Here is a 13,067-nt window from a genome sequence, read left to right as displayed (position 1 = left end):
CGAAATGCAAATGGATATTTGCGAAATTCAAATTATAACGGTTGAGAACGAAAAATGTTTGGAGCAGAGCCGGTTTGCTTCTTGAAAAAATTGGAAAAATGAGCGATTTCCTCAAAACCAAGTGAATAAGCAATCTCAGATACATTCCAATCGGATTGTCGCAGTAAAATTTTTGCTTCCTGTGTGACTCTGGCTGCAATGACATGGCTGGTTGTTTTTCCCGTATTTTCCTTTAAAATTTTATTCAGGTGATTGACATGTATGGCAAGTCGTCCTGCAAAATCATTAGCTGTCCGTAGTTGTAGACGTTGCATTGGAGATTCAATGGGGAATTGTCTTTCTAGCAATTCTATAAATAATGAGGTTATTCTATTGGAGGCATTATGTGTGGGATTTGTTATACTTTTGGGTTGCAGCTTTTGCCCATAATGAATGATTTCAAGCACATAATTTCGCAGCAGATCGTATTTAAAGACGTACTCTGAAGAAAGCTCTTTATTTATTTTTAGGAAGATTTCCTCTATTTCAATACGTTGTTCTTCTGATAATTGAAAAATCGGAAGGCCGCCCGGTTGAAAGATAGGGAGGTCATCTATGTTAACACCACTTTTATTTCGGGTTAGAAATTCATCGGTGAAAACGCAGAAATAACCCTTTTGATGCTCATCTTTCGGTATCCAGTGATAAGGAACTTTGGGGGTGGCAAATACAAGTGCTGATTCATCGATTTCGATCACTTTGTCGGCATATTCAGCCGTGTTTTTCCCTGTGATTAAGCTTATTTTATAGTACGTACGCTTATTGTAGGGCATGACCGGTTTATCTTTTAATTTAGCAGCAAGTTCCTCAAAGCTGAATACATTAAAATGACCAATCTCTCTTGCGATCTCCTTTGGGATGCTCGCATTGATCTCCTGATAAAACTGTTCAATGGAAGTTGTTTTCATTTAAACTCGATTTGCAATAATCAAATGTACTGGTTTTAAATTACATTCGATACTCGCAGTCATGTTTTTGAGATTTTGCTATTCTCATTTAAATGTAAATTGCAATATTATATTTTGCACAATATAATTTCTTACCTTACATTTGTACAAACAAAACAAATTGAAATATGAAAACGTTATATAACATCGGCGCGACAGCCAAAGGAGGACGAAATGGTCAAGTAAAAAGTGAAAATGGTGTACTGGATTTAGCTGTTCGTATGCCAAAAGGACTAGGAGGTGCGAATGATGATTATGCCAATCCAGAGATGCTTTTTGCTGCAGGTTATGCTGCGTGTTTTGATAGTGCCTTGAATTTGGTTATTAGGTCAGAAAAAGTAAAAACTGGAGAGACTTCGGTAACTGCACATGTGAGTATTGGACAATTGGATAATGGCGGTTTTGGGTTGGCTGCAGAATTACATGCAAATATTCCGGGAGTGAGTTTGGAAGTCGCCCAGCAATTGATTGAAAAAGCACATCAAGTTTGTCCCTACTCAAATGCAACAAGGGGTAATATAGATGTTAAATTGACGGTATCAACTAACGAATAATAGATGAATAGCTTGGCTAATGTGCTGACAGCGCTCGTACTTTTAGAACATGTATACATTGTATGGATGGAAATGTTTGCCTGGGAAACTGCAGGAAAACGTAGTTTTGGAAAGGCTCTCCCTGCTGATCTTTTCAAACCCACTAAAGGGCTTGCCGCAAATCAAGGCTTATACAATGGTTTTTTAGTTGCGGGTTTAGCTTGGTCCTTTTTTATCAATAATCCGGTCTGGAGTGGAAATGTACGCCTGTTTTTTCTAGGCTGTGTCCTCGTGGCTGGGGTTTTTGGTGGAATCACAGCGAGCAAAAAGATATTTTTTGTACAAGGAGTTCCTGCACTGTTGGCAATATTATCCATGATTTTCTTAAAATAATTAAATAATTATATGTCACTACTAGAAGATTTAAAATGGCGTCATGCTGTGAAAGCATACGATCCTACAAAAAAAGTTAGTCAGGAAAATGTAGATAAAATCGTTGAGGCTGCACGCTTTGCACCTACTTCTTCGGGCTTACAGCCATTTAAGATATTGATTGTTGAAAATCAGGCATTGAAAGAAGAATTGGCAAAGGGAGCACTAAATCCAGACTGTATGCGCGAATGTTCACATGTGCTTGTTTTCGCTGCATGGGATCGTTATACGGAAGAACGTATTGATAAAGTTTATGATTTTACAACAGATGAACGAGAACTACCTCGAGGACGTTTTGGTTCCTATACCGAGAAGTTAAAGTCAATTTATCTGAATGAAGCTGCGGAAAGAAATTTTGCGCACACGGCAAGACAGACTTATATAGCTTTAGGTTTGGCTTTGGCTCAGGCAGCTGAACTTCGTGTCGATTCTACCCCTGCAGAAGGCTTCGATAATCATGTGGTGGATACGGTATTGCAATTGGAGAAACATGGATTAAAAAGTGTCTCGTTAATGTATGTTGGTGTGGCGGACTCTTCGAGAGATTGGATTTCGTCAATGAAGAAGGTTCGAGTTCCTAAGGATGAGTTTGTTGTTGAATTCAAATAAGCCGTAAACAACTTTTCAATCCCTCGAAAACTCAATATATTTGCAATATGGATGATTTATTAAAATTAGACAAACAACTCTGCTTTTCCGTATACGTGCTGCATAGGGAAATTATGCAGCGCTATCGCGCGATTCTCGAAGAGATTGATTTGACTTATCCGCAGTATATCACGATGATGGCACTATGGGAAAACGACGGACAAACCGTAAATCAGCTTGGTGGAAAACTATACCTCGACAATGGGACACTTACACCATTGCTAAAGCGTTTGGAGAGTAAATCGTTGCTTACACGAACACGAAGCAAAGAAGATGAACGTGTGGTTAAAATACAGCTTACAGCACAAGGATTGCAATTAAAGGAAAAGGCGAGCTGTGTTCCCATGCAGATTTTTGAAGCCCTCAAGCTCGACTATGCTGATATGCTTCAGCTTAAAGCTTTGGCAGAAAAAATCGTAAATAATGTTGGAAATAGTTAGTTTTTATACGATATGAAATCAAAAAAGGATTAAATACGCCAGCCTGTATTTAATCCTTTTTATTTGTGATATGGATTGTCTTGAGCGATAAATCTTCGCGTTCCTTTTATTATACATCATATTAGCATATTTCGGATTTTTTGGCAGGACTATAATATGGAGATTCGTGCTATGGAAAATGTCATTCACAACATAGAAAATCTAAATTGGTCTGCGATTACAGAGGAAATGCATAAACATGGTTATGCGGTCATTCCAAATCTATTAACAGATTTACAATGCGATCTATTAAAAGACGGGTATAACGATTCGAGGCTCTTCCGCAAAACTGTCGTTATGGAGAAGCATAGATTCGGATTAGGAGAGTACAAATATTTTGACTACCCACTACCTGAGTTGATTCAAACGATTCGATCTCAACTTTATCCCCATTTGGCCGTTATTGCTAATGCTTGGTTTCGCGCGCTGAAAGTCGATAAGTCGTTTTCGATGAAGCATGAAGACCTATTGACGGATTGCCGCTTGAAAGGACAGGAACAGGCAACAGTATTGATTTTGAAATATAGTCAAGGAGGTTTCAATACCCTACATCAAGACTTGTATGGAGCGGTTTACTTTCCGATACAAGTGGTTTTGATGTTAAATGAACCAGAAGTCGATTTTCTGGGCGGAGAATTTGTCCTAACGCAACAAATACCTCGAGCGCAGTCAAAGGCAATTGTCTTGAAACCTAAAAAAGGTGATCTCGTTTTATTTGCGACGAATTTTAGGCCTGAGAAAGGACGACTCGGATATTTTAGGGTTAATATGAAGCATGGTGTGAGTGAAGTCACGGCAGGTGAACGCCATGCGTTGGGTATTATTTTTCACGACGCCGAGAAATAAAATCCGCAAAATGGAATGGCATAAAAATATATCAGATGCTTCATTGCACGCCAAGATTCGAGCAGGAGAAATTCGCTTAGGAGGTAATGAAAAGCTAAAAATTTATGGATTGCTTAGCTGTATTTCAGGAAAAAGGATGAAGCGGGAGAACAGAGTATTTTTTGCCACTGAGCAAGAAGCACTACAGCATCAATATCGTCCTTGTGGGCACTGCTTAAAAGCGAACTATGTTGAATGGAAGGAAAAAATAGGAGATTTGGTGAAGTGTAAGTCACATTAAGTTCCCTTATATTGAGAACCAAAGTAAATCGAATTTGGAAAAAGCATCAATGTCAATTTCCTTGTGAATTGTTGAATTTTGTGTTTATCTTGAGGCAGGGTTAATTATCGTAGATCAAAAGAAAAATGCGTTTATTTTCGATTGCTGTTTATTTTATTTTTTCGGCTCTGCTGTTAATAAGCTGTGAAGAGCGGAGACAAGATACTAAAGTATTGAGTTATATAGCGCATAGTGAACGTGATAGTGCCCGTTTGGATCTTAATCTTTTTGAGAGCCGTTTTCATGGTAAATTGTTCTTTTATAGACCTGGAGGTGAGGTTGATTCGGGAGATATTCGCGGCAATATCCAAAAAGACACATTGCTTGGGGACTATTATTATACACCATTTGGCTGGGGACAGAAAAAAAGAAGACCCTTTGTTTTATTAAAAAAAGGGTCTCTGTATATTTTAGGTACAGGAACGGAGCAAGTGTATATGGGAATTCCACATTATATACCTTCAACCATCAATTTCCAAGACCCAAAGTTTATCTTTGAGAAAGTTAATCACTAGCCCCAATCATCTAAATTAGGCGTCTACAGTATATCTTTTAATCGAATATATTGTAGTAGCATAATGGTCTTGCCATCTTTGATTTCACCCGTATCAATCATATGTAGTGCTTCTTCGATATTGATTTCTAGAATTTCAATATGCTCTTCCTCTTCTTCTAAACCACCGCCATCGCCAACTTTCATGTTATTGGTGTATTCTGCTATAAAAAAATGTAGAATTTCAGTTACAGAACCTGGAGACATATAGGCTTCAAAGATCTTTTTTGCTTCCTTGATCTGATAGCCTGTTTCTTCTTCTGTTTCCCTTCGTATACAGTCGTGGGGAGAATCTTGATCAAGTAGACCTGCACAAGCTTCGATAAGCATGCCTGATTCATTTCCGTTGATGTAGGTGGGTATTCGAAATTGTCTTGTTAATATGACTGTTTGAGTACTGGTATTATAGAGTAAAATGACAGCTCCATTGCCACGATCATAAGCTTCTCGGCTTTGTTGCTGTACCGTACCATCGGGTTTGCTGTATTGATAAGTCACTTTTTTTAAAGTGTACCAGTTGTCTGATAGAATTTCAGTTTTTACAATTTTAATATCTTTTATTGCCATTTTTAGCGCGTTAAAGTCAAAAGATAAAAATAAGAATTGCAATCCAAACTAAGCAGGAAAAACTAAGAGAAGCTTTGATGTATGTCGCGATTCTCCATGGTGCTACCCAGCGTAGTCGAAGCGGGATAAAAAGTAGGATAAAACCCATTGATAAACTAACAGGTATAATCCAAAAGAAATCAATTGGTACAATCCGACTGTGGCGAAGTAGCGTAACAACCAAAGCAGCAACTAGCGTCAAAGACAGGCCTAAATTTGAAATTATTTTTTCTTTCTCAGGACGGTCGTTACTGGAACCTTGGCCAAAGCTGAAAAGAGTTGTGTCCATTACAAGGTTAATAAGCTCAGAAATCATTGATAATGGTATTTTTATGTAAAAATAACAAGTTTTTGTTTCGCAAATGGACTTGCTGTTTATTTTTAACGAAGAAGCATTGGAGCAAAATTTAGTTTATGCTAGGCATTGGCGAACCTCAGTCCGTTCTAAATTGCTTTGGATTCAGACCTGTATGTTGTTTGAAAAAATTGGAGAAGTAAGGAGAGTCGACGAAACCAAGTTTGAACGAAATTTCTTTGATAGATAGATCCGTTGCTTTTAACAATCGTTTTGCCTCCAAGATAGTTCGTTGCTGAATGAGCTGGCTTGGAGATACTTCGAGCTTTTGACGGCAGATTTTAGTAAGGTGCGGGGTGGATATATTAAGTTCTTTCGCATAAAAAGATACCGACTTCTCATGCCGAAAATGGATATCAATTAACTCCTGTAACTTTAAGAGACGTGGATTGGATTCATTATTCTGTTCATTTTGGACTACCTTTTGTACCTCTTTGCTTAGTATCGATGCGATCACAGCTGTGCGAGAATAGATAATAGCAGGAACGCAATTGTGATCCTCAAGTTCTTTTCTTATCGCATTAAATTCATAATAAAGTAGAGCAAATGTTTCGTTGGAGAGTGAGATAACAGGATTACGTTGATAGTAAGCGAATGAAAAACGGAAATTGGGCGAAAATTTCTCAAAGTATTCTCTATCGACCATCAATTGGAAACCAGTTGTATTGGGCCCTAATTTCCAGCTATGAACTTGCTTTGGAAACAGGATATGAATTTGATGACGATCAATGTGATAATCTTTAAAATCAATCGTATGGACACCTTCTGCCTGGTCAAAAAGTACCAATAAAAAAAAGTGATGTTGATGTGGACGCGCTATATGATGTTCACCACGTAATTCCGAGTATAAATATCCTTGATTACCTGCAAGCTGGTCTTTTCTAAATTCTTGAATATCTATTGTCGGAAATAACTCCATCGAAATGATTTTGAACCTAAATATAGGTGTTTTATTTTAAACCGTCTTCCAGTACCTGTTTGTTGATGGTGAATTCACGATAGCCAAAGGCTCCAGACTTATAACCAATTACAGCACCAAATTCAATGCTTTTTGAGGAAGAGGTCTTTGGGAATACAGAAGAGCGGTATACATTGGCCGCAGCTAAAGGTTTTTCGAAGACGCGAAAGTGTAGACCATCCTTTGAATAGGCTAGATAATTCATATCTGAGGTAAATCGATCGACGTTTCCAATTGCCAGACATAGAAAATAATACCCGTCAATATAAGAGCCTTGCAGATGCCAAGTCGAATATCCCTTGCTGAATTCTAGCCAAGGTTTATTCATAAATTCAACTTTCTTACTGTCGCGATAAGCGGTAAAATCTAAGCCATTTGTAGAAATACGCGATAGGATATTGGTCATAATTGGTGCTTTGTAGTTTGGCATGAAATCCACTTCGTAACTCGTCGTTAGGTTTTTCGAATTTCTCACAAATGTTGGTGAAAGGATATGGTTATCTTGGAAAGATGTAGGTTCATTACTATTATACACGAGTTCCAGCGGTGTCCAGTCAATCCCATTTTTTGATGTTTGTCTTACAATAACACGTTCAGCTTCTTCATTTAATTTTTTATTGTTGTTTGCGCTTTTGGCGCCCCATTTTTTTAAAATTTTGCTTGAGAAAAAGCAGCCTCTATAATATAGTTCGAATTCCTCACCGTTGAAATTCCAGTCTACATCGGACCAATAACCTTGATTAGGGCTGCCGTCCTTTTGGATGAAAGAATCTTCTAGTGCCGGACGTCGTTGAATAGGATTTATTAATCCAGCCGGAGTAATCCATTCTTTTCCATCATTAGAAACTACCACAGTCGGATTTTCATAGAGAGAGGCGGTACGGTCTGACCCGATTATGCCAAAATATGGCGTAAATACCATCCAATATTTGTATCCTTTGAAACCGGCAGGGAAATATTCAACATCTGGGTGGCAATAACTCGCGCTATTGCCAGAGATATCGCGTATCCAGCCTGGGAGTTCTTCGCCGGGTTGGTTTGCATTGGCAATTGTATTAATTTTTATTGAACCTAGATCACTTGTGAAACCTGTAGGGATGGGTAATTTATCTTTTTCAATGACTTCGGGATCAGGTGGTACAATTCCTGGATGAATATCTCTTTTACAACCAATAAATAACAAAAATCCCAAAAAGAAATAGGCAATTCTCTTAAATGACATATAGAATCAATAAAAAATAAATGATAGTACCTTACGGTCTTACTTTCCCTGTTAATCTTAGCTAAATGATAGCAAAAATGATCTATTTTTTTTATTTCTCAAAATCGATTTTAAAAAATATTTTATATGTCGTAAATATTTGGTTTTCTGATTTATAAGTGTCTTTTTGACTTGTATTTGTGATGTGGAAGCCGTCCTTGTACCTCTTGTTTAATCCATCAATTGGGAAAAATTTGAACGTGTAATTTCATTGACTTTAACAGCCAATCGTTTTCAGTACGAAAGAACGTTTGCGTAGCGAAGTTATTCATTGTTTCATGATCTAGTGGCTTAGTAGGAGAAATAAGTTCGTTGGTGATGACGTCAAGACCTTATTGTTCAGGTTTTAGACAATAAGTAAACTTAAGATTTAATCGTTAATTTTATGTTGTTATATCAATTAGCATACTCAAAATACGAATGATAAGGACAATTGATGATGGAAGATGGCCTACAATATACAATAGTTAAACCTGATGAAGCGATCGCAAGTTTTGTGGATAGCTTTTGGTGTTTGCGTAATGAATCTGGCGTTATAAAGGAAACTATCGGTTTGCCAGATGGACGTGTTGATTTGTTTCTTTTCAAATCTTCTGTAGATAACTTTAGGATCGTTTTACTTGGTCTAGGAACAATGCCCCATGAAGAAGCGACTATTCCTATTGACGGACAACTATTTTGTATCAGCTTTAAATTGCTTGGGGCGGAGTATCTTTTAAAGGAAAGTATTGCCGGCATCATCAATACGGGTAAGTTTCTTGCGACTGATTTTTGGGGTTTTTGTGAGTTTGATTTAGTTGATTTTGAGTTGTTTGTGGTCAAATCTGTACAGATTATTAAGTCACTTCTTCCTTCTATGATTGATGAGCGAAAGCGTAAGTTATTTGAACTGATCTATCAGCGTAAGGGAGCGATTTCAGTTGCCGAACTCTCCGAACAGATTTTTTGGAACAGCAGACAGATCAATCGTTATTTTAATCAGCAATTTGGACTTTCTTTAAAGTCGTACTGTAATATTTTACGTTTTAGGTCCTCATTGGATCACATTGCAAAAGGGAAACTTTTTCCAGAGGAACATTTTTTCGATCAGACTCATTTTATTAAAGAGATTAAGAAATTTTCGGGAGTAGTTCCCAAAGAGCTGTTAAAAAATAAAAACGACCGATTTATACTATTATCATCGCTTACATCTCAATAGTTTTGTTTTATGAATTTTAAAACAAATAAGATGTTAATACAAAATAAAAAAATAGCCATAATTGGCGGTGGAATTGGAGGCCTTACGCTAGCTCGATTATTACAGCTAAAGGGGGCTGATGTATCCGTTTATGAACGGGATTTAAATCCTGAAGTTCGTGTACAGGGCTCTACTTTGGATCTTCATGAAGGGACGGGACTTGAAGCGATGAAACGCGCAGGATTAATAGAAGAGTTCTATAAATATCATCGACCGACTGCGAGTAAGCTGCGTATCGTTGATCAGCATCTCATCGTAAAATTTGATGACCATGATGAAGAGCAGTCAGTCGCCGAAAATAGACCAGAAATAGACCGAGCTCCTTTGCGAGATATCTTATTGAATGCGTTGGAACCGCATACCGTTGTTTGGGATAGTCAATTTATTGCAATGGAAAGATATGGTGAAGGTTGGTTGTTGCATTTTAAACATGCAGTGGATGCATATGCCGATCTAGTGATCGCAGCAGATGGGGCAAATTCAAGAGTACGTCCTTACTTAAGTAATCTAACGCCTATATATTCGGGAATTACGTTGGTTGAAGGAAATATCTATGATGCTGAAAAGAATGCTCCTCATCTTTTTAAATTGGCGAACGGTGGTAAAGTGATGGCTTTTGGAGCGGAACAATTTATCGGATATGGTACAAAAGGTGACGGTTCAATGATGTTTGTTGCAAGTACAAAGATTCTAGAAGATGATTATAATAAGGCTAAAATTGATTTTAAAGACAATAAGCAAGTATCGCAATGGTTTAAAGATCATTTCCCTGGATGGACCACGGTTTGGGATGAGTTTTTTGTGAATGACAATGTACAGTTTATACCCCGTCCCCAATATTATTTTGCTCTTGATCAACACTGGGAAACACAGACTAACCTTACAATGATCGGAGATGCAGCTCATCGCATGCCACCATTTGCTGGTGAGGGGGCGAATGTAGCAATGCAGGATGCCTTCGAGTTGGCTGAATGCCTGACAAATGGGAAACATGAATCTTTGCTGGAAGCATTATCTTATTTTGAAAAAGATATGATAAGAAGGGGGGCAGAAGCAACACAGGATACATTGGAAAATAGTGATCGCATGCATTCGGCTACTGCTTTATCTGCCATGTTGGAATTTTTTACCCATCCATCGGGGGATTAACAACCTTAAATTGCCTAAAGCTGTATGGAGCAACAAAGGGAGTTTCCAGAAAAAGAATATTTATTTTTTCTGGAACTTCACAAGCAGTAAGCTACCGAAAATAAAATAAAGTATCAGAACTAATGTGCTGCCAAGTGCAAAACCATTGCTAAAAAGTTTATCTAGCCCGTATTTGTGATGAAACAGACCGATTCCGACTATACATTGGCATAGTGCATAACAAATATTTGCTGTTGCCGTATAACCAAAAAGCCCTAAGAAGCGAACTTTTGTTATTCCAAAAATAAAATGGGGCATCGCGTTTGCGAGTAATACAGCTATACTAAAATCGATAAAGTTCATAATTTTATTGTTTTTTCGTGAGTCATAAAAAATGAAACCGCCGGTATTTCGAAAGCAAAACACTTTTCATGCTGAACAATATCAGCTAATGTTTCGCTTCTAAAGAACTCAATTTTTAAAGGTCTTATGTCCTTTGGATCGAATTTTAACGCAATATTAGCCTGTTGGAACAGACCATTGTTCAGTGGAGTTAAGGCTTGGTCCTGAATAATTATTTTATTCAGGAGTTGATTGATATCTTTCGACAGATGGAGAAATTGACTTGGAATATTCCAGTGATCACAGGGTTGGCAAACAACCTCCAAGTCTGGTGCATTGCTTCTCCCGGGGATTATTTTGGTGTGAGTTTGAACGCCGATATGGTCATGTTGGAAAGCCAAAGGTTGATGTGTATACATCATGCTACTGAATAAACGGCTACCGATGCAATAGATCTGGCTACTCATTACATTTGCGAGAAATAGGACTGTAGGCGCTTTAAATTGCTCTTGGGTTTGACTGATGTAAAGTCTCCAATTACTCTGTAGAGGTGACCCATATAAGGATTTTAAATGATATAGTTTTGCAGGGCCGAAATGGCCATGGCGGTAAGTTAGCACTGAAAATAAAACATGGTCACCGACAGGATCGAGGGTAATTCCTGGGGGGATGAATTGTTGAATTTTGGCGAGAGGTACCATCCAGTTTAAATAAACTACATGGCTAATTTCACTTTTTAATTTTATTGCTGAAAAGGGTTTGGTAAGTATAAACTTTGTTTTCCTCAAGAATAGACTATTCAGAAAGTTTTCAATGCTTAATGTAAATTTGTTTAGTTTGGCAGCGCGAAATTCTTTTTCTATTAATGACATGATAACAGGCTGAAAATCTATGAATTGCTGTATGGTTCAACTTAATGTTTTGCTGGGTAGCTTATATCTATTTTTTATGCCTGCGAGGACTTTCTTGTAGTATTTAGTTTTATTGGTTTCGTCAATAATGACAATTTCAACATCGTTTGCTTGAAGTAATTGCATTTTATCTTTGGAGAGTGCATACCATTTTTTAGTTGTATAATAAAAGAGTTGATTTTCAATAAAGGCGCTTCGTCTATAATACTTATTTCTGGCGCGATAGGTTAGCAGCCACCAAAGGTCTATTTCTACAAAATCAAGCGATAGACCTAGAATGTGGATATCCTGCGTGAAAAATAAATCAATCCAGGATTGGAGTTTAGTATCCTTTTTTCGGCTTAATCTTTTAATTAGTGCAGCCTTGTAGACCGTTTGCGAATTATAATTTGTCCCATTAACCACATAGTCCCTCATTTTTTGCAATTGGCCACAGTAATGTTCATAACCTAGGTTAATGGAAGATGGATTTAGGCAGTCACCGTGTATATGCCAATAGCTCGTGTTGCCGATTTGGTGTTTACGAAATACACTGTAGGTCGTTTCACGGATTAAGCCGGTATTTGCTGTGGCGATTTCTCCTTCTAAACTGAATTCATAGTTAGTGGTGATTATGTTTTCGATTGAAAGATCCCGAATTAATTGGTGTATTTCGTTTTGATTGATTTGAGAGACGCAATCCGATATATAAGTTTTAAGTTCTCTTTCATTAATATGTTTTTCTCGAATTGCGTTAAGGAATATTTCCTCATACAACATAGGAAAAGGTTTTTGTCCATTTTCTAATGAGCTGACTTTATACTTTTCTTTGATGTTGTGTAGCAAATCACTCCAGCTTATTCCTGGTGAAATATTATTAATGTCGTTTCCGACTAATAAAGCAAACTTGTTCATTGTATTACAAATCAAGATTCATGCATGTAAAGTCAAATGACGATGTCGATCAATCGCATTTTTGGATGTAACAAATAATCTATTGAATTTAGATTTCTCTCCTACGAATTTAATAAAAAATCGTAGGATTTATGTCAACTAGATTTGTGATGGTACTGTAGATGATATTGTCTGCAGGGCCATGGAAGCAATATAGTGTAAATTGAAACCTCTGTAAAAAATGATTATGTCATTGCGATGGGCGGATCAGTCAGATATGTTGTTTTTATTCGTCAAAAAAGGCTAGGCGAACCAACTTCCTAGCCTTCACGGTATAACTCATCCTATGCTATAACAAACAAATAACAAAGCAGTACAGGAAATGTTTGATGCCTCGTCAATGATGTGAGGTCTGTTGTGATATGACTTGACAATGATATCACGGTCTTGGTACCATGTTCCCTCATAAATTTCAGTAATATTTTGTTGTGTTATTATCTGCTTTTGAGGGCACCATGAAGAGTTGGTCCTGTTAAACTCACTTTTGGTGAACGCGTACACCGAAGAAAATTTTGTGTAATATTCGGTATCTGTAACCTA

General features: G+C 37.4%; 17 protein-coding genes. 9 read left to right on the top strand and 8 right to left on the bottom strand.

Features of this window, described 5'->3' with window-relative positions; all coding sequences use genetic code 11:
• Positions 1-32: 32 nt before the first annotated feature.
• Complete coding sequence (locus ACHWSC_RS20940; protein WP_394678053.1) at positions 33-947, bottom strand: helix-turn-helix domain-containing protein; 915 nt, start codon at positions 945-947, stop codon at positions 33-35.
• A gap of 167 nt (positions 948-1,114) precedes the next feature.
• On the opposite strand from ACHWSC_RS20940, the gene ACHWSC_RS20935 reads away from it, so the two are divergent.
• The 7 genes from ACHWSC_RS20935 to ACHWSC_RS20905 all read left to right on the top strand — a co-directional run bounded on the left by ACHWSC_RS20935 (position 1,115) and on the right by ACHWSC_RS20905 (position 4,758).
• Positions 1,115-1,540 (top strand): organic hydroperoxide resistance protein, encoded by a 426-nt coding sequence (locus ACHWSC_RS20935; RefSeq protein WP_075991356.1) that lies wholly within the window; start codon positions 1,115-1,117, stop codon positions 1,538-1,540.
• 3 nt (positions 1,541-1,543) lie between these two features.
• Positions 1,544-1,912, top strand: coding sequence for a DUF1304 domain-containing protein (locus tag ACHWSC_RS20930; RefSeq protein WP_394678052.1), 369 nt, complete (start codon positions 1,544-1,546; stop codon positions 1,910-1,912).
• Positions 1,913-1,924: 12 nt separating this feature from the next.
• On the top strand, positions 1,925-2,560 hold the full coding sequence (locus ACHWSC_RS20925) for a nitroreductase family protein (protein ID WP_120335416.1): 636 nt from the start codon (positions 1,925-1,927) through the stop codon (positions 2,558-2,560).
• A gap of 47 nt (positions 2,561-2,607) precedes the next feature.
• Positions 2,608-3,039 carry a MarR family winged helix-turn-helix transcriptional regulator gene (locus ACHWSC_RS20920; RefSeq protein WP_075991359.1) on the top strand — a complete coding sequence of 144 codons (432 nt, stop codon included), beginning with the start codon at positions 2,608-2,610 and terminating at the stop codon, positions 3,037-3,039.
• Between the two features lie 156 nt (positions 3,040-3,195).
• The gene (locus ACHWSC_RS20915) at positions 3,196-3,924 is read left to right on the top strand and encodes a 2OG-Fe(II) oxygenase (RefSeq protein ID WP_394678051.1); all 729 of its coding nucleotides are present in this window, start codon (positions 3,196-3,198) and stop codon (positions 3,922-3,924) included.
• 10 nt (positions 3,925-3,934) lie between these two features.
• The gene (locus ACHWSC_RS20910) at positions 3,935-4,204 is read left to right on the top strand and encodes an Ada metal-binding domain-containing protein (RefSeq protein WP_394678050.1); all 270 of its coding nucleotides are present in this window, start codon (positions 3,935-3,937) and stop codon (positions 4,202-4,204) included.
• Between the two features lie 125 nt (positions 4,205-4,329).
• Positions 4,330-4,758, top strand: coding sequence for a hypothetical protein (locus ACHWSC_RS20905; RefSeq protein WP_394678049.1), 429 nt, complete (start codon positions 4,330-4,332; stop codon positions 4,756-4,758).
• 23 nt (positions 4,759-4,781) lie between these two features.
• On the opposite strand, the gene nudK is transcribed toward ACHWSC_RS20905, so the two are convergent.
• The 4 genes from nudK to ACHWSC_RS20885 form a co-directional block, all read right to left on the bottom strand.
• Positions 4,782-5,363, bottom strand: coding sequence for a GDP-mannose pyrophosphatase NudK (gene nudK, locus ACHWSC_RS20900; RefSeq protein ID WP_088160490.1), 582 nt, complete (start codon positions 5,361-5,363; stop codon positions 4,782-4,784).
• 16 nt (positions 5,364-5,379) lie between these two features.
• Positions 5,380-5,718, bottom strand: a complete 339-nt coding sequence (locus ACHWSC_RS20895) for a hypothetical protein (protein ID WP_394678048.1) — start codon at positions 5,716-5,718, stop codon at positions 5,380-5,382.
• Positions 5,719-5,836: 118 nt separating this feature from the next.
• On the bottom strand, positions 5,837-6,676 hold the full coding sequence (locus ACHWSC_RS20890; RefSeq protein WP_120335420.1) for an AraC family transcriptional regulator: 840 nt from the start codon (positions 6,674-6,676) through the stop codon (positions 5,837-5,839).
• Positions 6,677-6,707: 31 nt separating this feature from the next.
• Positions 6,708-7,937 carry a hypothetical protein gene (locus ACHWSC_RS20885; protein ID WP_394678047.1) on the bottom strand — a complete coding sequence of 410 codons (1,230 nt, stop codon included), beginning with the start codon at positions 7,935-7,937 and terminating at the stop codon, positions 6,708-6,710.
• 475 nt (positions 7,938-8,412) lie between these two features.
• On the opposite strand from ACHWSC_RS20885, the gene ACHWSC_RS20880 reads away from it, so the two are divergent.
• Together ACHWSC_RS20880 and ACHWSC_RS20875 are read left to right on the top strand one after the other, a co-directional pair.
• Positions 8,413-9,174: an AraC family transcriptional regulator gene (locus tag ACHWSC_RS20880; protein WP_236582644.1), complete on the top strand. Its 762-nt coding sequence runs from the start codon at positions 8,413-8,415 to the stop codon at positions 9,172-9,174.
• Positions 9,175-9,204: 30 nt separating this feature from the next.
• Positions 9,205-10,362 (top strand): NAD(P)/FAD-dependent oxidoreductase, encoded by a 1,158-nt coding sequence (locus ACHWSC_RS20875; RefSeq protein WP_120335564.1) that lies wholly within the window; start codon positions 9,205-9,207, stop codon positions 10,360-10,362.
• Positions 10,363-10,422: 60 nt separating this feature from the next.
• Here the strand turns inward: ACHWSC_RS20875 and ACHWSC_RS20870 are convergent, their stop codons facing one another.
• The 3 genes from ACHWSC_RS20870 to ACHWSC_RS20860 are packed head-to-tail and all read right to left on the bottom strand — an operon-like array spanning position 10,423 to position 12,488.
• Entirely contained in the window at positions 10,423-10,704 is a 282-nt protein-coding gene (locus ACHWSC_RS20870; protein WP_075991365.1) for a hypothetical protein, read from the bottom strand.
• Positions 10,701-11,555: a DUF2071 domain-containing protein gene (locus tag ACHWSC_RS20865; protein WP_120335423.1), complete on the bottom strand. Its 855-nt coding sequence runs from the start codon at positions 11,553-11,555 to the stop codon at positions 10,701-10,703. Before ACHWSC_RS20865 ends, ACHWSC_RS20870 begins: the two co-directional genes overlap by 4 nt.
• Positions 11,556-11,591: 36 nt before the next feature.
• Positions 11,592-12,488: an SIR2 family protein gene (locus ACHWSC_RS20860; protein ID WP_120335424.1), complete on the bottom strand. Its 897-nt coding sequence runs from the start codon at positions 12,486-12,488 to the stop codon at positions 11,592-11,594.
• Between the last annotated feature and the right edge of the window lie 579 nt (positions 12,489-13,067).

This window comes from uncultured Sphingobacterium sp. (genome assembly GCF_964277905.1).
Lineage (GTDB): Bacteria > Bacteroidota > Bacteroidia > Sphingobacteriales > Sphingobacteriaceae > Sphingobacterium > Sphingobacterium siyangense.
Note: the sequence above shows the minus strand (reverse complement) of the source record. Positions and strands in the feature narration are given on the sequence as shown.

What these genes read in the sequence shown, in the direction of transcription:
- ACHWSC_RS20940 (WP_394678053.1), bottom strand. Translation starts at nt 947, where the DNA reads ATGAAAACAACTTCCATTGAACAGTTTTATCAGGAGATCAATGCGAGC.
- ACHWSC_RS20935 (WP_075991356.1), top strand. Translation starts at nt 1,115, where the DNA reads ATGAAAACGTTATATAACATCGGCGCGACAGCCAAAGGAGGACGAAAT.
- ACHWSC_RS20930 (WP_394678052.1), top strand. Translation starts at nt 1,544, where the DNA reads ATGAATAGCTTGGCTAATGTGCTGACAGCGCTCGTACTTTTAGAACAT.
- ACHWSC_RS20925 (WP_120335416.1), top strand. Translation starts at nt 1,925, where the DNA reads ATGTCACTACTAGAAGATTTAAAATGGCGTCATGCTGTGAAAGCATAC.
- ACHWSC_RS20920 (WP_075991359.1), top strand. Translation starts at nt 2,608, where the DNA reads ATGGATGATTTATTAAAATTAGACAAACAACTCTGCTTTTCCGTATAC.
- ACHWSC_RS20915 (WP_394678051.1), top strand. Translation starts at nt 3,196, where the DNA reads ATGGAGATTCGTGCTATGGAAAATGTCATTCACAACATAGAAAATCTA.
- ACHWSC_RS20910 (WP_394678050.1), top strand. Translation starts at nt 3,935, where the DNA reads ATGGAATGGCATAAAAATATATCAGATGCTTCATTGCACGCCAAGATT.
- ACHWSC_RS20905 (WP_394678049.1), top strand. Translation starts at nt 4,330, where the DNA reads ATGCGTTTATTTTCGATTGCTGTTTATTTTATTTTTTCGGCTCTGCTG.
- nudK (WP_088160490.1), bottom strand. Translation starts at nt 5,363, where the DNA reads ATGGCAATAAAAGATATTAAAATTGTAAAAACTGAAATTCTATCAGAC.
- ACHWSC_RS20895 (WP_394678048.1), bottom strand. Translation starts at nt 5,718, where the DNA reads ATGATTTCTGAGCTTATTAACCTTGTAATGGACACAACTCTTTTCAGC.
- ACHWSC_RS20890 (WP_120335420.1), bottom strand. Translation starts at nt 6,676, where the DNA reads ATGGAGTTATTTCCGACAATAGATATTCAAGAATTTAGAAAAGACCAG.
- ACHWSC_RS20885 (WP_394678047.1), bottom strand. Translation starts at nt 7,937, where the DNA reads ATGTCATTTAAGAGAATTGCCTATTTCTTTTTGGGATTTTTGTTATTT.
- ACHWSC_RS20880 (WP_236582644.1), top strand. Translation starts at nt 8,413, where the DNA reads ATGATGGAAGATGGCCTACAATATACAATAGTTAAACCTGATGAAGCG.
- ACHWSC_RS20875 (WP_120335564.1), top strand. Translation starts at nt 9,205, where the DNA reads ATGTTAATACAAAATAAAAAAATAGCCATAATTGGCGGTGGAATTGGA.
- ACHWSC_RS20870 (WP_075991365.1), bottom strand. Translation starts at nt 10,704, where the DNA reads ATGAACTTTATCGATTTTAGTATAGCTGTATTACTCGCAAACGCGATG.
- ACHWSC_RS20865 (WP_120335423.1), bottom strand. Translation starts at nt 11,555, where the DNA reads ATGTCATTAATAGAAAAAGAATTTCGCGCTGCCAAACTAAACAAATTT.
- ACHWSC_RS20860 (WP_120335424.1), bottom strand. Translation starts at nt 12,488, where the DNA reads ATGAACAAGTTTGCTTTATTAGTCGGAAACGACATTAATAATATTTCA.